This is a genomic window from Blautia sp. MB18-30 (genome assembly GCF_023669475.1).
Taxonomy (GTDB): domain Bacteria; phylum Bacillota; class Clostridia; order Lachnospirales; family Lachnospiraceae; genus Blautia_A; species Blautia_A fusiformis.
In genome coordinates, this window is record NZ_JAMOYY010000019.1 from 1 (window position 1) to 22,295 (window position 22,295).

Here is a 22,295-nt window from a genome sequence, read left to right on the forward strand (position 1 = left end):
ACAGCGGCGTGGCCAGGAGGGGAAGAGCGCGAGAAGGGGAGACGGCCTTCGCAACTATGAGTGCTTCCCCTTCTCGCAAATTACCCACTTTCAAAAAGTGAAAACTATAATCCAAAAAAATCAAACCATCCAATTTCCTCTCACTTTCAAAAAGTGAAAACTATAATTCAAAAAAATCAAACCATCCAATTTCCTCTCACTTCAAAAGGTGAAAACTACAATCCCAAAAAATCAAACTACCCAATTTATCTCACTTCAAAAAGTGAAAACTATAATCTAAAAAATCAAACCACACAATTTCCCCTCACTTAAAAAAGTGAAAACCATAATCCAAAAAGCAAACCACATAATTATAGATTCAAAGGAAGTCGTCCCACAACCTCCTTTGTCAACCCACCTATGAGAATCCCCGCCAGGACACCTGACACCAGCAGTGCCGGTGCATAAACCATCAAACTCGTATTGCTCACCACGATCATGGCAACGATCAGCTGCCCGATATTATGTGTGACACCACCGGCCACACTGATACCGATCAGACTGAAGCCGGAATGTTTTTTCAAAAGATCCATCACAGTCAGGCTAAGCGCAGCGCCAGCCAGACTATACAAAATACTGAACAGATTTCCAAACATAAATCCGATCACCAGGATTCTGACAACGGACACGAGAGCCGCTTCTTTAAAGGAATATCGGTCCAGTATAAAAAGTACCGCCAGGTTTGCAAGCCCGAGCTTGATACCCGGAATTCCTGTAAATACAGGGACCAGAGACTCCACATATCCAAAAATGATCGCTACTGCGGCAAATAATCCGAGATAAGCTGTTTTTCGTTTCATAAATAAATCCTTTCATTTGTTGCAGGAATATCGTTGCAAAAATAGCACAGACAGAATACCGTCTGTCAGAGAAAACTCTACGGAGAACACGTATTACGCATATTCTCCGGAAATTTTATGTCACCGCATCAATTTTAGGCGAACTATCCGAATCCAAATCCTCTGCAGTATTTTCCCCTTCTATCACAACCTTATTAGGAAGGCAGATGATGGAACCGCCGTGCTCGTCCACAGCCTTCTGTTTCATACAGTAATGATCCGGGCAGGTTGCTTCGATCATTGTAACTTTTCCATCTTTGATCTCGCAGACATTGGTGTCTCCGATGTGGATGATCTGGTCCTGGGAAAGCGAATAGGTTCCGAATTCTTTTCCGTCAACGGTAATATGGATCGTATTATGGGAACGTTTCCCCGCAATCTGAAAACCAAGCCAGAGAACCCCCGCCAGAATCAGGATCCCGGCAATAAAAATCAATTCTTTTTTCTTCAAAACAAATCTCCATTTCTGTTACAGATTCAGAAAAATCATATCATAATCGAAATTAAAAGGCAAACATAAGTTAATGATATCTAACCATAATTCATACAGCTGTTCCCAACGGAAAGGGAGGAGTGGCGATGATTTTTCTTTTATAAAAGACATAAAACAGAAAAATTCATATTGGAAAAAGTTATAAACTACTAACAAAAGTGTAGACAAGAAAAAAAACAGGTGATATAATACCTAACTGTAAGTTAGCATCGTCTAATTTTACAAAAAAGGTTAATCAAAACTAATTTATGTATATGGATAAAAACTATATAATTTGTCCAAAAGACAGTTATACGCAGATTACAGGACTGGATCGAGAGCATCTGACGTAGCAATATATGTTCGCATAGCGTGAGTCTGATGCAGCAATTTACAGAATTGTTAAAAATACAAGGGAGAAAAGAGATGAAAAATCAGAATTTTTATATGAGAGTGATCTCCTTACTGTTGGTGATCCTGGCTGTACTTTTTTATAACAGCAGCATGAAAGCCCAGGCAAATGAAAAAGAGATCGCGGCTCTGACAGATAAGGTAGATACACTTCAGGAGCAGCAGAATGAACTTCTCAGTGCGCTGGAGACGAGTTATGTAAATCGTATGCAGAATCAGGCAGCATCTGCAGGATCAGGCAGCAGTGATACAGATACAGCAGGCGATGACAAAACAACAGACACTTCAGACGGCAATGTATCCGATGCAGACGCAGAGGACACAGCAACCGCAGATTCCGATAATGTATATAAAGATGGAACCTATACAGGAGAAGCCGAGGGATACGGCGGGACCATTCAGGTGGAAGTGACACTTGCCGGTGATGAGATCACATCCATCAACGTAGTCAGCGCCCCAGGCGAGGACAGTGCATATCTTTCACAGGCAGAGAGCGTGATCGATTCCATCCTGAGTGCTCAGAGTACAGATGTGGATACCGTATCCGGAGCAACGTTCAGCTCCACAGGAATCCTGAACGCAGTGGATGCGGCACTTGGAAAGGCGGAAAACTCATGAAAAAAAGACAGCGGGAGGTAAGGCTGATGCGTGCGGGAATACAGCTGGCATTTTTTATTGCCGCCCCGTCTCTGTTTTCTACAGCCTTTGCAGGGATCAAATCGATCTTTCTTGCCATTGCGGCCGGTCAGCCGGTGGAGTGGAATTCCTTTCTGACTGTAACGGCAGTGCTTCTGATCTTTACCTGCTTTTTCGGAAGACATTTCTGCGGATATGCGTGTGCATTCGGATCTTTCGGAGATGCCGTATATGAAGGCTTTTCCTGGATCCGGATGAAATGCTTTCACAAAAAAAAGAAACCGGCTCTTTCCGAAAAAATGGTTCACGGGCTTCAGAAAGTTAAATATATCGTACTGGCACTGATCCTGCTTTCCTGCCTTACAGGTGTATACGGAAAGCTTACGGGAACCAGCCCGTGGGATGTTTTTTCCATGCTCACGGCAGGACGGCTCCCGAACAGCAAATATCTGGTGGGAATTGTGTTCCTGGTGCTGATCATTGTGGGAATGTGTACACAGGAAAGGTTTTTCTGCCAGTTTCTCTGTCCCATGGGAGCGGTTTTTGCATTAATGCCAATCCTTCCGGGCGCACTGTTTCGGAGAAACCGTGAGAAATGTCCGCCGAAATGTGGTCTCTGTAAAAAAAGATGTCCGGCTCATCTGGATATCGACGGCGACACAGGCAGATCCGGCGAATGTCTTTGCTGCCACGCATGTGCCGCAGCATGCCCGAGAAAAAATATTCACATTGGAACAATTGAGGAAAAATGATCTATGAGATATCAGGCTCTGAAAAAGAAAACTTTTCTGGCAGCAGCTACATTTACAGGAATTGCGGTGTTGTTTCCTGTGCTGTGCATGGCTGCTTCGGAAAATGATGTACAGACATATACCGATACAGATTTTGCAATGGATACTGTGGTATCAGAAACACTCTATACCACAGGTGACGATATAAACAGTAAGCTGACAGCTGTGCTGACAGATGTGGAGACGAACCTTCTTTCCTGGACCAATGAGAAGTCCCAGATCTATAAGGTGAATGCAGACAGCGGAAAAGATACGGAGATTTCCGACGAGCTTTCCGGATACCTGAAACGTCTTCTGAAGATCGCAGAGGATTCTGACGGAGCCTTTGACCCAACCATCGGGAAGCTGATCCGCCTGTGGGATATTGGAGGGGAAAACCAGAAAATTCCGGAAGAAGCAGAAATTAAGAATGTTCTGAAGGATTCCGGATATCAGAAAATTTTTCTTGACGGAAATACGGTCCACATGGAGGAGGGCTGTTCTCTGGATCTTGGAGCAGCGGGAAAGGGTATTGGCTGTGACCGGATCCTTAAAGAACTGGAAACAAAGAAGGATGTAATAGCAGCACTTATGAATCTGGGAGGAAGCAGTGTCATGACCTACGGAAGCAAGCCGGATGGTTCTTCCTGGAATGTGGCAGTGACAGATCCCAGAGCTGAAAATGAGGATGACTATCTTGGTGTGGTTGCCTTAAATGGTACAGAATTTCTTTCCACATCTGGAGATTATGAGAAATATTTTATCGAAAATGCTGTAAGGTATCACCACATTATGGACCCGTCTACCGGCTATCCGGCAGAAAGCGGAGTGACCGGGGTAACGGTAGTCTGTGACTCAGGTCTGGAGGCAGATGCGCTTTCCACAGCATGTTTTGTGCTGGGGGTGGAAAAAGGGACACAGCTGTTGAAAGCTTACGGTGCAGACGGACTTTTTGTGGATGAAGACCATCATGTATATCTCACTGAGGGGATGAAAGAGCGGTTCAGCCTGCTTGCGGATTCCTACAGTGTGGAGAATATTGCAGAGTGAAGCTGATCTCCCGGCGATCCGGTTTATGATTGTTTGGCAGAGGGGAATGCTCATATCCGCAGTACTTGCGATAGTAAACCTGGAAAGGGTTCTATAAATATATCATATTTTTAGGAGGAATAAGCAATGCAGAAGTGGAATCTATTGAAAAAAACAGCTCCATGCATTTTAAGTCTTGCAGTGGCAGCAACAACCTTTCCGACCGCTGTAATGGCATCTGATCTTGATGCAGCCGTGGTTTCCGAGGCAGAGGCAGGAGATACGGAGGATTTTAGTACAGAGGAAACGGCAGAGGATACTGAAGCTGTAGCAGAAGAAGCTATAGAGGATGCTGCAGACATAACAGAAGAAGCAGCAGAGGATGCAGCAGTGCCAGAAGCTGCTGCAGACGAGACAGAGGATATCCAGCAGGAAGATACAGCAGAGGAAGCAGACCCGTTCTCTACAGGGGAAGAGAATTTCACAGAAGGCGATGAAGTGGCGGAAGCATTTTCCGATTCTGACCAGCTGACAGGCGAGTATCAGTACGTATATGCAGGACTTACCTGGGGTGAGTACTGGGCAGCAGAAGGCGTATATGCAGCTGGAGATACAAGCTCTTCAGAAGAGAAGGATTCACATAGTGAGTTTGATACAGGAGCTTTTGATACAGTAACAAGAGCGACTGCAAATCATGGACTTCACAGAGGAAGCTATCAGACAGAAGCTACGATCATTGCTGAAGACGGAACCAGATTCGACGTATCCTACTGGGAGGATAAAGGAAGCACACTTTATCTTACAGACGGTTCCAAGGTAAAATGGAACAGAGGCAGTATAACAACAGAAGATGGAAAAACCTATACGATGGATCATTATGAGATATATGGTCTGAAATATGTCCCGGTAGCAGTTAAGACCGCAGATTTTGCAGATTTTTGCAAAAAGTATAATGTTGTACAGGATGGAGCTGTGCTCTCCGGAGGATACAGTGAAAACAATCTCCAGTATTATAAAGGCCTTGTGGCAGACGTAAATGCACAGACAAATGGTCTGAAATATGCGGAGAAAAATGGTGACGGCTTTACATTTACAGCAAGAAAATCAGACGGAACAGCTTCCGGTATCAAGGATCAGGCGTTAAAAACAGCAACAGAGATCAAGCCGAGTGTAAAAGCAGCAAGCGGAAGCTACGGCGAATTCCTCCGTGTGGATCTCAATGGAAATTATGGTGATCTTGGTGCAAATATGCAGGCTGTACGCTGGGATTATTATGGAGATGATTCCACATATACAAAATGCCTCGCTTCTTATGGAACCAAGTTTGCCGCAGATAACTGGATGCATAAAGCAATGGGAATCCAGCTTGGACTTACAAAATCTGCACGCTGCAAGCTTCCGGGAGGAACAGACGGAACAGGATACTGGAAACTGACAGTGTATGCTCTTGGATATAATGACTATACCTACAGCTTCCAGGCAACTGCAGAGAATATCGTAAATCCTACAATGGAGCCAACTGATTTTACAAGTCTTAAAACAGAAGTGGAAGCTGCAAAGGCTCTGGCAGAGGCAGATTACACAATTGCAACCTGGAAGTCCTTTGCCGGTGAGCTTCAGGAAGCAGAAGACATTCTTACAAAAACAGATGCAAGTCAGGCTGAGGTAAATGAAGCACTTGAACATCTTCAGGGAGCAGAGAAAGAGCTTCAGAAGGTAACAGTTACACTTGATAAGACAGCAGCTGTATATACAGGAAAAACAACGACTCTTAAGGCAACAACAAATGACAGCGATGCAACAGTGACATTTGAGTCCGGCAACACAAAGGTTGCAACGGTAAGCAGCAAGGGTGTTGTTAAAGGCGTAAAAGCCGGAACAGCAGTTATCACAGCAAAGGTAGGAAATACCACAGCAACCTGCAAGGTAACAGTAAAAGCTTCTACAATCAAGTTTGCAAAGGCTTCCGTAACGATCTACAAAGGAAAAACAGCAACTGTAAAAGCAACTGCAACACCATCTGCAACTGTAAAATACACAAGCAGCAACACAAAGGTTGCAACCGTAAACAGTAAAACAGGTGTTGTAAAAGGAATCAAAGCAGGAACCATTACGATTACAGCAAAGGCAGGAGCCCTGAAGACAACCTGCAAAGTAGTTGTCAAGAATCCTGCATTCAGTCTTGTAAAATCTTCTGCAACGATCAAAAAAGGTAAAACAACAACCATCAGATCCAAAGCAACACCTGCAGGCAAGGTTACATATACAAGCAGCAATAAAAAAGTTGTAGCTGTAAACAGCAAGGGTGTTGTAAAGGGAATCAAAAAAGGTAAAGCAACGATCACAGTGAAATGCAACGGAATTACAAAGAAATTTGTGGTAACAGTTAAATAATTTCACTGTTGAACCGAATGTGAGCACAGATATCCAGAAGCCTCTGCCGCAGACATAGAGCAATGTCTGCGGCAGAGGTCTGCTGATTTCTGAAGAGCAATGTCTGACAGAGGCCGCAAGAAAAGAGGAGAGAGTAAGGAAGCATGGAAAAAGATCTGAAAGATAAAAAGCAGGAGGAAAAAAATACTCCGAAGATACCCTGGACCAAGCTGGTCCCTGCAGCTGCTGTGATTGCGGCGCTTGTGTTTTCAGGCATAAAGGCGAAGGGCTCTGATGGAGAGACAGAAGCAGTCGGGCAGGCAGAGACGACCGTAATGTCCGCTTCAGAGCTGGAAAAATATTTCGGGTATGAAAAAGAAAATACTGTTTCTGACAGCACAGCTGAGAAAAACAGTACAACAAAAAAGAAAAGCTCATCGAAAAAAAGTTCAAAAAAAACAGCAGCGAAAAAAAGCTCAGGTACAAGAACGGTTTCCGAATCTGCAAAAAGCAATGCCGGCGCCGCAGGACAGGGAACCACGCAGACACCGGTAGCAAGCGTTCCGGCAGATGGATATAAGGACGGTACGTATGAAGGAAGCGGAACCGGATTTGGCGGGACGATCCGCGTGAGAGTAACAATCAGCGGTGGAAAGATTGCGGCCATAGATATTCTGGAGGCATCTGGAGAAACTGCGTCGTATTTTGCGTCAGCTCAGGGTGTGATCAGCAGGATGATCGCCGGAAATACACCGAATGTAGATGCAGTAAGTGGAGCAACCTATTCCTCCAACGGAATCATCCAGGCAGTTCAGAATGCCCTCTCCCAGGCAGCGGCAGATGGAAACAGCCAGCAGGTCACCCCTACACCTGCAGCAACTGCTTTACCAACTCCGACATCAGCTCCGTCACCTACAAAAAAACCATCCAAAAAACCATCTCCTACAAAGGAACCGGAAGATCCGGACAGTCCGAAAAAATATCTGGATGGTAAATATACAGCTTCGGCAAAGGGCTTCAATGGAGACGTGAAAGTAATTGTGACCATCAAGGATGGAGTGATCAAAGCTCTGAAACAGGAAAATACGGACACAAAGCAGTTTTTTGAAAAAGCATGGAGCGTGCTGGAAGAACAGATCATCGGTACAGATTCTGTGGATGATATTGATGCAGTCAGCGGAGCAACCTATTCCTCCAACGGAATTCTCAACGCTGTAAAAAAAGCTCTTAAAGAAGCGATCAATCCGGAGTATGGAAAGAAACCGACACCAACTCCGACAAAGAAACCGACACCAAAGCCAACAGCCACACCGAAACCTACGGCAACGCCGAAACCAACAGCCACACCGAAGCCAACAGAGACGCCGGCAGCAACCCCGACGCCGGAGCCGGACGACCCGGATGTGACGCCGGTTCCTGAAAAACCCAATGTAACTCCAACACCAGGGACAGATGAGCCGGATGCAACACCGGAGCCAACGGAAGCACCGGAACCGGTGGGAATGTACAGAGATGGAACGTATACAGGCTCGGCTTTTGGATATGGAGGAAAAACATATCTGACAATTACGATCTCAGGAGGCCAGATCGTATCCATTGAGCAGACAAATCAGGATACACCGGAATTTTTTGATCCTGCATGGAGCACGATCTATTCTCAGATCATGGCAAACCAGTCGGCGGATGGAATCGATACTGTCAGCGGAGCCACATATTCTTCCGAAGGGATCCTGGACGCTGCACAAAAAGCCCTTGCCCAGGCAAAGAATTAACCGGGTGAACGTTGGAGCAGCTATAAACATCTGAATCTAAGCCAATAATAAGAGGTGAAAGAAACCTCTGGACTTCTTGATTTTTTTTGAAGTTCAGAGGTTTTTTGCTAGGTTTCTGAAATTGCTTCTATAAATCGATAAAAAAATAACAGGAATGTATACAGAATAATATGGAAAATATCAGAAAATATAATCGGTTTAAATAATTTGAAATACAAATTAGCGGGAATTAACCTGAGAAATACAATAAAATTTTTATTGCACAGGGCAATGTTTTATGTTATGTTTGAATGTGTGTAATTAAAGTTGTTATTAAAATGACAAACAACGCTGAAAGGAGAACAAATATGAGCAGTAAAATTACGATCATCGGAGCAGGAAGTGTAGGAGCAACTATCGCTTATACCTTATCACAGAGGAGTATTGCATCAGAGATTGTTCTGATCGATATTAACAAAGATAAGGCTGAAGGTGAGGTTATGGATATTGAGCAGGGAACCAGTTTCCGTGAGCCGATCTCCATCGTGGCAGGAGATTACCCGGATGCTGTAGATTCTGACATTGTGATCATCACTTCCGGTATTGCCAGAAAACCGGGACAGACTCGCATCGAGCTGACACAGACCAACGTCAACATTATGAAGAGTATTACTCCGGAGATCGTAAAGGTGGCTCCCAAAGCGCTTTATATTATCGTAAGTAATCCATGTGATATTATGACTTATGCATTTGCAAAGCTTTCCGGACTGCCGGAAAATCAGATCCTTGGTTCCGGAACCGCCCTGGATACGGCCCGTCTCCGCTGCAGACTTTCTCAGCACTACGGTGTATCTGAGAAAAACATCCACGCCTATGTATTCGGAGAGCATGGAGATACTTCCTTTGTACCGTGGTCCAGAGCCTTTGTTGCAGGTGCGACCCTTGATGAGTTTGACAAGATCGTTCATGAGGATCAGAAAGATCTGCAGCCACTTGACAGAGAAGAGGTTCTGGAGTATGTTCATACTTCAGGATCAACTGTGATCGCCAAGAAGGGTGCTACATTTTATGCGGTAGCCGTATCTGTTTGCAGACTTTGCTCGCTTCTTCTTGCAGCATCTGATACAATAGTCAGTGTATCAACCATGCTTCACGGAGAGTACGGTGTTGAAGACGTATGTCTTAGTACCATGGCTTCTATCGGACCGGAAGGTGTAAAACGTATCGTTCGTGTTCCGCTGACCGAGGAGGAGACAGAGAAGCTTCATGCGAGCGCCAATGCTCTGAAGGACGTGATCGCACAGATTGATCTTTGATAAATGTCAGAAGCTGTGTAAAGAGGAAAAAGCAGCCTCAGGCAAATTTGAAACAACGGGAGAAAGATAAAAATGGATATTATTCAGGTAATTACCAGAGAATTGAACGTTGAGAAATGGCAGGTCGAGGCAGCGGTTAAGCTGATCGATGAAGGCTGCACCATTCCTTTTATTTCCAGATACCGTAAGGAAGCAACCGGTACACTGAACGATGAACAGCTTCGTAATCTTAATGAGAGACTTACTTATTTAAGAAATCTTGAGGATAAAAAGGCTCAGGTTCTGGGCAGCATCGAGGAGCAGGGCAAGCTGACTCCGGAGCTGAAGAAACAGATCGAGGCAGCGCAGACACTCGTTGTGGTAGAGGATCTTTACCGTCCGTACCGCCCGAAGCGCCGTACACGTGCCATCATCGCCAGGGAAAAAGGTCTGGGACCTCTGGCCGACATCATCCTTCTCCAGATGACGAAGAAACCTCTTGAAGAAGAGGCAAAAGCATTTCTTTCTGAGGAAAAAGAAGTCAAAACTGTGGAAGAGGCCATCAGCGGTGCCAGAGATATCATTGCAGAACACATTTCTGATGAAGCAGATTATCGTATCAGTATCCGTAAGAGAACAATGGATAAGGGAACTATATGTTCTACCGCAAGAGATGAGAAGGAGCAGTCTGTATACGAGATGTATTATGACTTTGAGGAGCCGGTGAAAAAGCTTGCAGGTCATCGTGTCCTTGCTCTGAACCGTGGTGAGAAAGAGAAATTCCTTACTGTGAAGATCCTTGCACCTGAGGAAGAAATCATCCGTTATCTTGAAAAACAGGTGATCGTCCGCGATAATCTATACACTACACCTGTTCTGAAAGAAGCCATTGAGGACAGCTATAAACGTCTCATCGGACCGGCTATTGAGCGTGAAATCCGAAGCGCCCTTACAGAGGCAGCAGAGGACGGTGCCATCCATGTCTTTGGCAAAAATCTGGAGCAGCTTCTCATGCAGCCTCCAATTGCAGGACAGGTAGTTCTTGGCTGGGACCCTGCCTTCCGTACCGGATGCAAGCTGGCAGTGGTAGATCCTACCGGAAAGGTTCTGGATACCACAGTTATTTATCCCACAGCACCAACCAATGAGACCAAGATTCGTGCCGCAAAGGAAACCCTGAAAAAGCTTATCAGCAAATATCATGTGACACTGATCTCTGTAGGAAACGGAACGGCATCCAGAGAATCCGAGCAGATCATCGTGGAGCTTCTTAAGGAAATCCCTGAAAAGGTCCAGTATGTTATCACCAACGAGGCAGGTGCTTCTGTATATTCCGCAAGCAAGCTTGCTACGGAAGAATTCCCGAATTTCGATGTTGGACAGAGAAGCGCCGCATCCATCGCAAGACGTGTACAGGATCCGCTTGCAGAGCTTGTAAAGATTGATCCGAAATCCATCGGTGTCGGTCAGTATCAGCATGATATGAACCAGAAAAAGCTGGGAGAAGCCCTTAACGGCGTTGTGGAAGATTGTGTAAACAAGGTCGGAGTGGATCTGAATACTGCGTCTGCATCCCTTCTGGAGTATATTTCCGGAATCAGCAAGGCCATCGCAAAGAATATTGTAGCCTACCGTGAGGAAAACGGCCGTTTCCAGACAAGAAGAGAGCTTCTTAAGGTTGCCAAGCTTGGTCCGAAAGCCTTTGAGCAGTGTGCAGGTTTCACACGGATCACAGGAGGCAAAAATCCTCTGGACGCAACCAGTGTCCATCCGGAAAGCTATGACGCAGCAAAAAAACTCCTGGAAAAGCTGGGCTACACACCGGAAGATGTGGCAGAGCGTAAGCTTACCGGTATTTCCGGGCAGATCCGCGATTACGGAAAACTGGCAAAGGAGCTGGAGATTGGAGAGCCAACCTTACGTGATATCGTAAAGGAACTGGAAAAACCTGCCAGAGATCCACGTGACGAGATGCCGAAACCGATCCTCCGTACCGATGTCCTGGATATGAAGGACCTGAAAGAAGGCATGGTCCTCAAGGGAACTGTCCGCAATGTTATTGACTTCGGTGCTTTTGTGGATATCGGTGTGCATCAGGATGGCCTGGTCCATATTTCCGAGATGAGCGAGAAATTCATCAAACATCCGCTGGAAGCAGTCAGTGTGGGAGATATCGTGGATGTCCGTGTTCTTGGGGTTGATATGAAGAAAAAACGGATCAGCCTTTCCATGAAGGGGATCAGTAAATAAAGAGAAAAACTGAGTAAAGAGAAGCAGGCAAGTATATTCTGCAGCATTCTGCGGCGGATTACCGGACCGATATACAATAAAGCTATAACAGAAATACAGCAGTGGTTTATACCCTATACTTTATAGAACCGGAGAAATCAGGTTTACAGGGAAAAACCACTGCTGTATTATTATATTACCAGATGCGGATTATAGGAAATGCTTATATCAGAAATAAGCTTTGAAGCTCATAGATTGATCCGCATATGTATATCGAATGATCGATCAGACAGGAGGGATTATATTTGGATAGTACTGTACAGACCGTGCAGGAGGTCGGAAATCAGGTAAGCCAGTACAGGCAGATGTTTGAAAATTATCTGCCGGACATCACGAAATTCGGAATCAAGGTTGTTCTGGCTATTGTTGCTTTCTGGGTAGGAAGCACGGTAATTAAATGGATCGTAAAGTTTGTGAGGAAATCACTGACAAAATCCAGGCTGGATACAGGAGTGGCACAGTTTATGTCCTCACTGGTCAAGATCGTACTTTACATACTCCTGATCTTTAACATATCCATAAGCTTTGGAGTAAAGGAATCATCTCTGGCAGCACTTCTCGGAACTGCAGGTGTTACTATGGGTCTTGCCCTCCAGGGCGGACTTGCCAACCTGGCAGGAGGTATGATGCTTCTTCTGTTCAAGCCTTTCCAGGTAGGGGATTACATCATCGTTAACGGACAGGACGGAAGCGAGGGAACGGTAGCCAAGGTCGAGATCTGTTATACAACGCTGTTATCCATTGATAACAAGCACATCGTGATCCCGAACGGTACTCTTTCCAATGTGACCATCACCAACGTAACAGCAAGGGATCAGCGAAGGCTGGAGATCAAAGTGGGGATCTCTTACAATGCAGATATCCAGAAGGCCAAGGATATCCTGGAAGATATCCTCACCGAGGATCCGGATACAAGAGAAGACGAAGAGATGGTGGTATTCGTAGACGAGCTGGCAGAAAGCTCTGTGATCATGGGCTTTCGTGTCTGGGTAGATACCGACCGCTACTGGGCAGCCAGATGGAGATTGAACCAGAGGATCAAGGAAGATTTTGATTATTATGGAATTGAGATTCCTTATAATCAGCTGGATGTGCATATCCATAAATAATGTGCATAAAGGAAGAAAGCTAAAGCCCTTTCACATGGCAGAGAAATTGCTGTGTGGGAGGGTTTTTTGGTGAAAGTAACTGGTTTTGGGATTATTACTGCCATTCACGATAATAGAGAATATGAAAATTATTGACAAACCAGTGTCGGGGTGCAATAATACCCCACAGAGATAGTATTTGGACTCAAAACTATACTCTGGCTGAAATCACTGGAATCTTATATAAAAATAGCCAGCCGGAACCCGGGATCGGGAACGGACGGATATATGAAAATTATAAAAGATACGAGCCTGTATCGATGATAACGAAGGCGTTACAACAGTTATGGGAATTTTGAGCAACTGTTGAAGAGCATGCTTTTCGTGTATAAAAAACAGGACTCAATATACAGGGAATCAATCAGAAGCGTTTCAGGGTCGAAGTGTACCCCGAGACGCTTTTTTATTAAATACGGAAGCGGATGTTTTTATCCACTTGAAAGTTATTCCCTGCAGGAAAGGACTTATATAAGATGACAATAGAGATGTTAAAAGGAAAGATCCACAGAGCAACCGTTGTCCAGGCGGAACTGGATTATGTAGGAAGTATCACTGTGGATGAGGAACTGCTGGAAGCTGCCGGGATACTGGAATATGAGAAGGTCCAGATCGTAGATGTGAACAACGGCAGCCGTTTCGAGACATACACCATTTGTGGAGAACGCGGAAGCGGTATGATCTGCCTGAACGGAGCAGCAGCAAGATGTGTAAGCACCGGTGACAAGATCATCATTATGGCTTACGCACAGTACGAGCAGGAAGAAGCCCGTACTCACAAGCCTGCAGTTGTATTTGTAGATGAAGAGAACAGGATCAGCAGAGTGACCAATTATGAGAAACACGGACTGCTGAAGGATATGGCCTGACGCAGATCAGGAAGATAATAAGACGAAGGTGAATTCAGAAAAGAGGCTATCTCGAATCTATTAAGAAAACCGGTTCTAGAACCGGAAAAGAGGAGAGCACAATGCAGGTAACAAAAACAGTAGAAGAAACAAGAAAACAGATCAAAGCGTGGAAAAAAGAAGGAAAAACAGTAGGCCTTGTGCCAACCATGGGATTTCTCCATGAGGGACACGCAAGCCTGATCAAAAAATGCAGAGAGCAGAATGATATCGTAGTGGTATCCGATTTCGTCAATCCTACACAGTTCGGTCCTACCGAGGACCTGGAAGCCTACCCGAGAGACTTTGAGCGTGACAGCAAACTCTGCGAAAGCCTGGGAGCAGACCTGATCTTCTGCCCGGAGCCTTCCGAGATGTATCATGATCCCCACGCATTTGTAAGTATAGATACTCTGTCAGAGACACTTTGCGGAAAAACACGTCCGATCCATTTCAAAGGTGTGTGTACCGTTGTGACCAAACTGTTCCATATTGTGGCACCGGACAGAGCATATTTCGGACAGAAAGACGCACAGCAGCTGGCCATCATCCGCAAGATGGTGAGTGATCTGAACTTCGATATTGAGATCGTAGGCTGTCCGATCATCCGTGAGGAGGACGGACTTGCAAAATCCTCCAGAAATACATACTTAAGCCCTGAAGAGAGAAAAGCAGCTCTTTGCCTGTCAAAGGCAGTAAAAGCCGGACAGGAAGCCATTCACGCAGGAATCCCGGCAGAAGAGCTTCTCGGAAAAATGCGAGCAGTGATCGAAGCAGAGCCTCTGGCAAAGATTGATTATGTATCCATGGTAGATGCACTTACCATGCAGCCGGTGGAAAAAGCTGACCGCAGCGTTCTTGTAGCAATGGCTGTTTACATCGGAAAAACAAGACTGATCGACAACTTCAGCTACGAGGTATAATGTATGGGAAAAGTTTTAAAGAAAATCGGAATTATCAGCAGCCTTGCATCCAGATATATCGGGATCATTATCATTGCTTTTTCCTGCCTGGCTTTTTTCTGGCGTGACGGATTTTCTTGGATGACGAACTATACGTCTGTATTTCTGGGAGTGATCATGTTTGGTATGGGTCTGACCATAAAACTGGATGACTTCCGGGCAATTTTTTCCAGACCCAAAGAAGTGGTGATCGGTGCAGTGGCTCAGTATACCATTATGCCGGTGATCGCCTGGCTTCTGTGTAAAGTGATGAACCTTCCGGCAGATCTGGCACTGGGAGTGATCCTGGTGGGATGCTGTCCGGGCGGAACAGCCAGCAATGTGATCACCTATATCGCAGGAGGTGATGTGGCGCTTTCTGTGGGAATGACTATAGTTTCCACACTGGCAGCACCGTTGATGACACCGTTTCTTGTATATGTTCTGGCAGGAACCTGGGTGGAAGTATCCTTCTGGGCTATGGTGATCTCTGTGGTAAAGGTAATTCTGATCCCGGTTCTCCTGGGAGTTTTTCTTCGGAGTCTTGCGGGAGAGCATGTGGATAAGGTATCCGATGTTATGCCGCTGGTGTCGGTTGTAGCTATTGTTATGATCATCGGAGGAATTGTGGCTGTAAATGCAGAGAAGATCGTAAGCTGTGGAGTTCTGGTGCTTGGAGTAGTGGCGATCCACAATTTCTGTGGTATGATGCTGGGATTTCTGGCTGCAAAAATCTTCCATGTGGAGTATTCCAGAACAACAGCTATAGCTATAGAGGTAGGCATGCAGAACAGTGGCCTTGCTGTCTCACTGGCAGCAGCTAATTTTGCAGCCAATCCGCTTGCAACACTTCCGGGCGCGATCTTCAGTGTATGGCACAATATTGCGGGTTCCATTTTTGCGGGGATCCGCCGTGCAGGTGCAGAAAACCTTGCAGAGCTTGACCGGATCAGGGAAATCGACTGCTGTAATTGCGAAAAGCAATAAGTAGTGAATGCGGATTGCGGATGTCCTCCTGACGGGGAACAGCAAAGCTGTGGAAGAATGTCTGTAAAGAAAGATCCCGGGGAGTTTGAGAGATAAAATGACAGATTATGTCGAAAGAAAAAGTCATAAAATGCAGAATTGTGGTTTACAAATTTTAGCCGGTATACTATAATAACCACATGGACGAACAAACGTCCCCAACATATGAAAACAGGGGGGCCCGCTGAAGCGAGCTGAGAGTAGACTGTAAATGTCTTGACCCATAACCTGATTTGGATAATGCCAACGTAGGGACATATGCACGAAGGATTCTTAAAGACACAGAAGATCAGAGAGTACAGAAGAGATCAGAAGTACAGAAGATTTTCATTAAGTACGTAAGAGTAAGAGCCGGTTGCCGTGATGCGTATGCGTTGCAGCAGCCGGTTTTTTGTTGTATAAACACAAAGAATTTATGGAAGGAGATTTTTTTTACATGAGAAATTACAGTACACAGATGGAGGCAGCCCGTAAAGGCATCGTCACACCTGAGCTTGAGATCGTAGCTAAGAAGGAACGCATGACAACAGAGGAACTGCTTCCGCTGGTAGCCTCCGGTAAGGTGGCGATCTGTGCAAATAAAAATCACAAATGTATCGATCCGGAGGGCGTAGGTTCCATGCTCCGCACCAAGATCAATGTAAACCTTGGTGTATCCAGAGACTGCAAGGACTACGATGTAGAGATGCAGAAAGTAATGGAAGCTGTAAACATGGGCGCCCATGCTATCATGGATCTTTCTTCCCACGGAAATACCATTCCGTTCCGCCGCAAGCTGACATCCGAGTGTCCGGCCATGATCGGAACCGTTCCGGTTTATGACTCCGTTATCCACTATCAGAGAGATCTTGATACGCTGACAGCTAAAGATTTTATCGATGTAGTAAGACTCCATGCACAGGATGGTGTTGACTTCGTAACTCTTCACTGCGGAATCACAAGAAAGACCATCGACCAGATCCGTAACCACAAGAGAAAAATGAATATCGTTTCCAGAGGAGGATCTCTTGTATTTGCATGGATGTGCATGACCGGTGAGGAGAATCCGTTCTATGAATACTACGACGAGATCCTGGATATCTGCCGCGAGTATGATGTGACCATCTCCCTTGGAGATGCCTGCCGTCCGGGATGTCTGGCTGACGCAACAGACGTATGCCAGATCGAGGAGCTTGTACGTCTTGGCGAGCTGACCAAACGTGCATGGGAAAAGGACGTTCAGGTTATGGTTGAGGGACCGGGACATGTGCCGCTTGATCAGGTTGAGGCAAATATGAAAGTACAGCAGTCCATCTGTCAGGGTGCACCGTTCTATGTATTAGGACCTATCGTAACTGACGTTGCACCGGGATATGACCACATCACATCCGCGATCGGCGGAGCAGTAGCTGCTATGTCCGGAGCAGCATTCCTCTGCTATGTAACACCGGCCGAGCACCTTGCACTTCCGAATCTTGAGGACGTAAAACAGGGAATCATGGCATCTAAGATCGCAGCTCATGCAGCAGACATTGCCAAAGGTGTCCGCGGTGCCCGTGAGATCGATGACAAGATGGCAGATGCCAGAAGAAAGCTTGACTGGGAGGCACAGTGGGAATGCGCCATGGATCCGGAAACAGCAAAACGTATCTGGAACGAGCGCAAACCGGAGCATGATGATACCTGCTCCATGTGCGGTAAATTCTGCGCAGTACGAAGCATGAACAAGGCACTTGCAGGAGAGCATATCGATATTCTGTAAGAATACAGAATGCATATGAGCATGCAGCATCACAGTAGAACGTGGTGTTGGCAGTATCCAGCCAGAAAACTGGTTGATCGAATGCGGATATGGAAAGAACAGTAATGCTGAAATTGTGGAAAGTCTGATGTTCCGATAATAAAACATAAACCGCTGTGATCTAAAATGAAGATCACAGCGGTTTTTTTGCAGAGTAGGGGACATTATTGCAGCTTGCGAAAAGACAGGGCCGCGTTATAATAAAAACAGAACTTACATATAAACGGTTTACATAAAAAGGAAGGAAAGGTACGAAATGAAATTTCCGAAAAAATTGATAGCATTTGGTCTGTCATTATGTATGTCTGTTGTTCCATGTGGATCGGTGGCGGCCGAAGATTTTACAGACGCACAGACGGATATGACAGACACCATTGATACTTTTACAGATGACGGGAATTCTGAGGAATCAGAAAATACCGTAAACACAGATCAGATCACGGAAGAAGATACTACCGTGAGCACAGATCAGATTACAGAAGAAGAGTTTCCGGGATCAGATATCGGAACGGAAACGGATGAAGCTGAAAGCTCAGAGAGTGAGGAAATACAACAGGATTCTGATGAAGGATTAATTCTGGAAGAACCTTCGGCGGTCATCAGAAAAGCAGAAGGAACAGAGGATACAGAGGAGGCTGCGGCACCGGAAGAAATTTTTGGTGACGGAGAAAACCAGGAGCAGCAGGAAGATATATTCACAGATGATATTCCGGCAGCAGGTACTTCCGAAAAAGAAACAGATGTGGAGAGCACAGAAATATATCTGTATGCGATGAATGATACCTATAGCAGTGTGATCTCCATGCCGGATACCATGCAGACATCTTATCAGATCCAGACATCCGGCAAAAATCCGGTATATACGGTTGTTTCCGGTTATACTGCGAAAGTCAGCGAAACCGGTCTTGTTACTCCTAAAATGCAGTATGTAACCTATGTAGACAAAAACGGAAATGACGTAAAGAGCCAGTGGGAATACATGTTTGGAGAGACCCTGATCTCTGTACAGGATGGAAACAGTACCGTTTATTATAAATTCATACTCAAAGATTATGCGGAGTATTACGCAGAACAAAAAATGGATACATTCCTCAAAGAAAATATTACTGCGGAAATGTCCGATTATAAAAAGGTGGAGACGATCGCCAGATGGCTTGCCAACAACTTTAATTACAGTCAGTATCATTCCGGCTATACAGGCCTGATGCTGGATGGCGGCGGAGACTGCTGGGCCAATACCAGCGCAGTGAACTATATGTGCGAAAAACTGGGACTGACCGTGTATGCAAGGTATGCGGCAAATGATCCGGGGGCGGGAAGCGGTCACAGGAACTCCGTAGTCATCATTGACGGCGAAAGATATCTGGTTGACTGCGGATATACGGGAAATGCCCCCAGACATTATGAATTGTCCAAAATGGACTATGACTATTCTTATGAGATCCTGAATGATGGAACACTCAGGCTGTATCAGTATGAAGGGACAGATACAAATATCGTAGTTCCGGATACTATTGACGGAAGAAAAGTAACGGTTCTTGGAAACAGTACCTTCCAGTATTGTACCCAGGCTTCTGATATAGAATCTGTTACTTTGCCGGATTCGCTTACAACCATCGAAAAGAATGCTTTTTACAACTGTGAGAAATTGAAATCTGTTACGATTCCCCCAAATGTGTCATCTATAGGGCTGGCTGCTTTTGTGGAGGGCTTGTCTGAGTCCAGTCTGACAGAAATTAAAGTAGATCCGGAAAATCCGTATTTTTCTGAAAAAGACGGAGTGGTATTCAGTAAGGATGGCACAAAATTGATCGTGTTTCCGTCCGGACGTTCCGGAGATTACCAGATCCCGGATGGAACTGTAAGCGTGGGAGACTATGCTTTTTATTACTGTGTAAATGTTTCTTCCATAACAGTCCCGGGAAGTGTCAGAAGCCTTGGAGAAGGTGCATTCGGAAACTGTTCGTCGCTTACGAAAGCTGTCCTGAACGAAGGCTTGGAAGAAATCGGTGAATATGCATTCCAGAGCAGTTCAGGGATCCGTGATATTATAATTCCCGCATCTGTAAAATCAGTTGGGAAAAATGGACTTCGTCTGTCTTCCGAGTGCAGGATAAGAGTACTGAGCACAGATACTGTCTGGGCGGATGATGCGTTCAGGGATTCAGCACTGATCGCGGGAAAAAAGGATTCCACACTTCAGAAATACGCAGAGGACCGTGGCTACACGTTTGTGGAGCTGTCAGCAGACAACCGGATACCGCTTCAGAATGAATGGTTTGAACAGATCACTTCAGACTATGAATATAATGGAAAAAGCCATGAACCCGAAATAGAATCCAGTGAATCCGCACCGGAACTTGAGCAGGGCTCCGATTATGAAGTAACTTATGAAAATAACATCAATGCAGGAACTGCGACTGTAAAGATCACGGGAAAAGATATTTTCTGCGGTACAGTAGAGCGGAGTTTCAAGATTACGCCAGATGAAAATGGAATGTATGTGTGCTATTTTGCGGAAAATAATGAAACATACCTGGAAACCACCTTTAAAGGAAAAAAAGTGGAACCGGAAGTGGTAATTGATGGACTGGTACAGGGAAAAGATTATACGGTAACCTACGTTAATAATGAAAAGCCTGGTGAAGCTCGTGCAGAGCTCACGGGAATCGGCAATTATAAAGGATCGGAAACATTATATTTTACTATTTACGGAAAACTACCGGCTGTGGATCCAATAGCTGATCAGACATATACAGGAAAAGAACTCACACCTGCCATCGTGATTCCGGGATTGAAAGCCGGCGAAGATTATTATATGTACTACGAGGATAATCAGTATCCGGGTGTTGCAACGGTAACCATTTATGGTACCGGTTATTATAAAGGTACCGCAACCATTCATTTCAAGATCATAAAAAAGACAGAAAAGTTTGTCAGCAATGTTAAGCTAAACAGAACCTCTTACACTTATACGGGAAAATCCATCCGGCCATCAGTAACCGTAACTGTAAATGGAAAGAAGATTGGTGCGAATGCTTATAAGCTGTATTACAGAAATGATAAAAATTCCGGAATTGGAACTGTGCAGGTCAGAGGAATCGGAAAATACAGTCGTATCAACAAAACGCTTACCTTTAAGATCCTGCCTCCAAAAACTCTGCTGACAGGACTGAAAAAAGCAAACAGATCCTTTACCGCAAGCTGGAAAAAAAATATACAGGCAACCGGCTATCAGATCCAGTATGCAGCAGACAGCAGATTTATAAAAGAAAGAAAAACGGTCACAGTTGGAAAACAGTCTGCGATCAGATATAAGATATCAGGACTGAAAAACAAAAAGACCTATTATGTCCGCATCCGGTCATATAAAAGAGTCGGAAAAAAGGTTCTTTACAGTAGCTGGAGTACGGTAAAGAAAATCCGGGTTTGATCATAAAGGAGTGGATCTTAGATTTATATAAATGGAGCAGAATGCTTCTATGACAGAATTAAGGCTTGTAATTATAAAAAGAGCGCGTTATAATGAACTCATAAAAAAGAAAATTTCTTCGGGGCAGGGTGTGATTCCCTACCGGCGGTATAGTCCGCGACCCGCTTTGGCGGCTGATCTGGTGAAATTCCGGAACCGACAGTAAAGTCTGGATGAGAGAAGAACGCGCAGTATTTAAAGAACGTGCTCAGTGCCCCGGGAAGAAGCTCCCGGGGCTTTTTATGTGAAGAATTTTTTTACGCATAAAGATTTCTTGTGGAAATTTTCTTTGAATATTTCTGAAGAAGGAGAGAGAGTTATGAGTGAACAGATATTACAGAGAGGAAATGCCGTGGAAAGAAGCAGAACAAGAACCATCGCGCAGGTAGCCATGCTTGGTGCTGTGGCAGGAGTATTAATGAATCTTGAGTTTCCAATCCCGTTTCTTGCACCGTCTTTTTATCAGCTTGATTTTTCCGAGGTACCGGTTATGGTAGGAACCTTCGCTATGGGACCTGTGGCAGGTATCCTGATCGAGCTTGTGAAGATTCTCGTACATCTTGTGACTAAGGGAACCATGACTGCCGGTGTTGGTGATGTTGCCAATTTCCTGTTTGGATGTGCCTATGTGGTACCGGCCGGCCTGATCTACCGTTTCCGTCACAAAAAGAGCAGAGTACATGCAGTTGCAGGTATGGCAGCAGGAACAGTCCTGACAGCGATCCTTGCATGCTTTGTCAATGCCTTTGTGCTGCTTCCGGCTTACGGTAAAGCGTTTGGAATGCCAATCGAGACCTTTATCCAGATGGGAAGCGCAGTACACAGCTCCGTAAACGGACTGCTTACCTTTGCACTGCTGATCATTGCTCCGTTTAATATCTTTAAATATGCACTGACATCTCTGATCGTATTTGTAATTTATAAGAAGATCCGTGTTGTACTGAAGGGTGACTGATCATAAGCAGCTGCCGGAGGATGAAGAAAAGATCAGAAATTGGTGGTTTCAGATAAATATCTGAGAATGTGAGAAATGCCATGTAATATATTGCCGATGGGCAGTAAATTACATGGCATTTTTTATGTTATAGGAAATTACTCCGTAATGTTCCTATAACATAAAAAAGCCCTCCGGGCAGGATC

At 45.1% G+C, this 22,295-nt stretch carries 16 protein-coding genes and 1 riboswitch; of the genes, 14 read left to right on the forward strand and 2 right to left on the reverse strand.

Translation table 11 applies throughout. The features are described from left to right. Positions 1-350 precede the first annotated feature (350 nt). Positions 351-839, reverse strand: coding sequence for a Gx transporter family protein (locus NCY57_RS10115; RefSeq protein WP_118608873.1), 489 nt, complete (start codon positions 837-839; stop codon positions 351-353). A gap of 115 nt (positions 840-954) precedes the next feature. Then, positions 955-1,329, reverse strand: coding sequence for a NusG domain II-containing protein (locus tag NCY57_RS10120; RefSeq protein WP_250789639.1), 375 nt, complete (start codon positions 1,327-1,329; stop codon positions 955-957). Between the two features lie 447 nt (positions 1,330-1,776). On the opposite strand from NCY57_RS10120, the gene NCY57_RS10125 reads away from it, so the two are divergent. The 14 genes from NCY57_RS10125 (at position 1,777) to NCY57_RS10190 (ending at position 22,110) form a co-directional block, all read left to right on the forward strand. Next, positions 1,777-2,379 (forward strand): FMN-binding protein, encoded by a 603-nt coding sequence (locus tag NCY57_RS10125; protein ID WP_250789640.1) that lies wholly within the window; start codon positions 1,777-1,779, stop codon positions 2,377-2,379. Continuing rightward, entirely contained in the window at positions 2,376-3,149 is a 774-nt protein-coding gene (locus NCY57_RS10130; protein ID WP_250789641.1) for a 4Fe-4S binding protein, read from the forward strand. The genes NCY57_RS10125 and NCY57_RS10130 overlap by 4 nt, the downstream gene beginning before the upstream one ends. A gap of 3 nt (positions 3,150-3,152) precedes the next feature. Then, positions 3,153-4,217 (forward strand): FAD:protein FMN transferase, encoded by a 1,065-nt coding sequence (locus tag NCY57_RS10135; protein WP_250789642.1) that lies wholly within the window; start codon positions 3,153-3,155, stop codon positions 4,215-4,217. 126 nt (positions 4,218-4,343) lie between these two features. Then, on the forward strand, positions 4,344-6,590 hold the full coding sequence (locus NCY57_RS10140) for a penicillin-binding Tp47 domain C-containing protein (protein WP_015526228.1): 2,247 nt from the start codon (positions 4,344-4,346) through the stop codon (positions 6,588-6,590). A gap of 143 nt (positions 6,591-6,733) precedes the next feature. Then, positions 6,734-8,341, forward strand: coding sequence for an FMN-binding protein (locus tag NCY57_RS10145; RefSeq protein ID WP_118752723.1), 1,608 nt, complete (start codon positions 6,734-6,736; stop codon positions 8,339-8,341). Positions 8,342-8,688: 347 nt separating this feature from the next. Beyond that, positions 8,689-9,636: an L-lactate dehydrogenase gene (locus tag NCY57_RS10150; RefSeq protein ID WP_015526226.1), complete on the forward strand. Its 948-nt coding sequence runs from the start codon at positions 8,689-8,691 to the stop codon at positions 9,634-9,636. Positions 9,637-9,708: 72 nt separating this feature from the next. Then, a complete protein-coding gene (locus tag NCY57_RS10155) occupies positions 9,709-11,865 on the forward strand; it encodes a Tex family protein (protein ID WP_250789643.1) in 2,157 nt (718 codons plus the stop codon). Between the two features lie 284 nt (positions 11,866-12,149). Next, the gene (locus tag NCY57_RS10160; protein WP_330383034.1) at positions 12,150-13,013 is read left to right on the forward strand and encodes a mechanosensitive ion channel family protein; all 864 of its coding nucleotides are present in this window, start codon (positions 12,150-12,152) and stop codon (positions 13,011-13,013) included. Between the two features lie 512 nt (positions 13,014-13,525). Continuing rightward, positions 13,526-13,918 carry an aspartate 1-decarboxylase gene (panD, locus tag NCY57_RS10165; protein ID WP_015526224.1) on the forward strand — a complete coding sequence of 131 codons (393 nt, stop codon included), beginning with the start codon at positions 13,526-13,528 and terminating at the stop codon, positions 13,916-13,918. A 101-nt stretch (positions 13,919-14,019) separates the two neighbouring features. After that, a complete protein-coding gene (panC, locus tag NCY57_RS10170; protein ID WP_015526223.1) occupies positions 14,020-14,859 on the forward strand; it encodes a pantoate--beta-alanine ligase in 840 nt (279 codons plus the stop codon). Positions 14,860-14,862: 3 nt separating this feature from the next. Then, a complete protein-coding gene (locus NCY57_RS10175) occupies positions 14,863-15,864 on the forward strand; it encodes a bile acid:sodium symporter family protein (protein WP_015526222.1) in 1,002 nt (333 codons plus the stop codon). A gap of 475 nt (positions 15,865-16,339) precedes the next feature. Continuing rightward, positions 16,340-17,644 (forward strand): phosphomethylpyrimidine synthase ThiC, encoded by a 1,305-nt coding sequence (gene thiC / locus NCY57_RS10180; RefSeq protein ID WP_250789644.1) that lies wholly within the window; start codon positions 16,340-16,342, stop codon positions 17,642-17,644. 295 nt (positions 17,645-17,939) lie between these two features. Next, positions 17,940-21,116, forward strand: a complete 3,177-nt coding sequence (locus NCY57_RS10185; RefSeq protein WP_173739472.1) for a fibronectin type III domain-containing protein — start codon at positions 17,940-17,942, stop codon at positions 21,114-21,116. Between the two features lie 110 nt (positions 21,117-21,226). Next, a riboswitch (FMN riboswitch) is annotated at positions 21,227-21,344 on the forward strand. Between the two features lie 130 nt (positions 21,345-21,474). After that, positions 21,475-22,110: an ECF transporter S component gene (locus tag NCY57_RS10190; protein WP_022426189.1), complete on the forward strand. Its 636-nt coding sequence runs from the start codon at positions 21,475-21,477 to the stop codon at positions 22,108-22,110. The last annotated feature ends 185 nt before the right edge of the window (positions 22,111-22,295 follow it).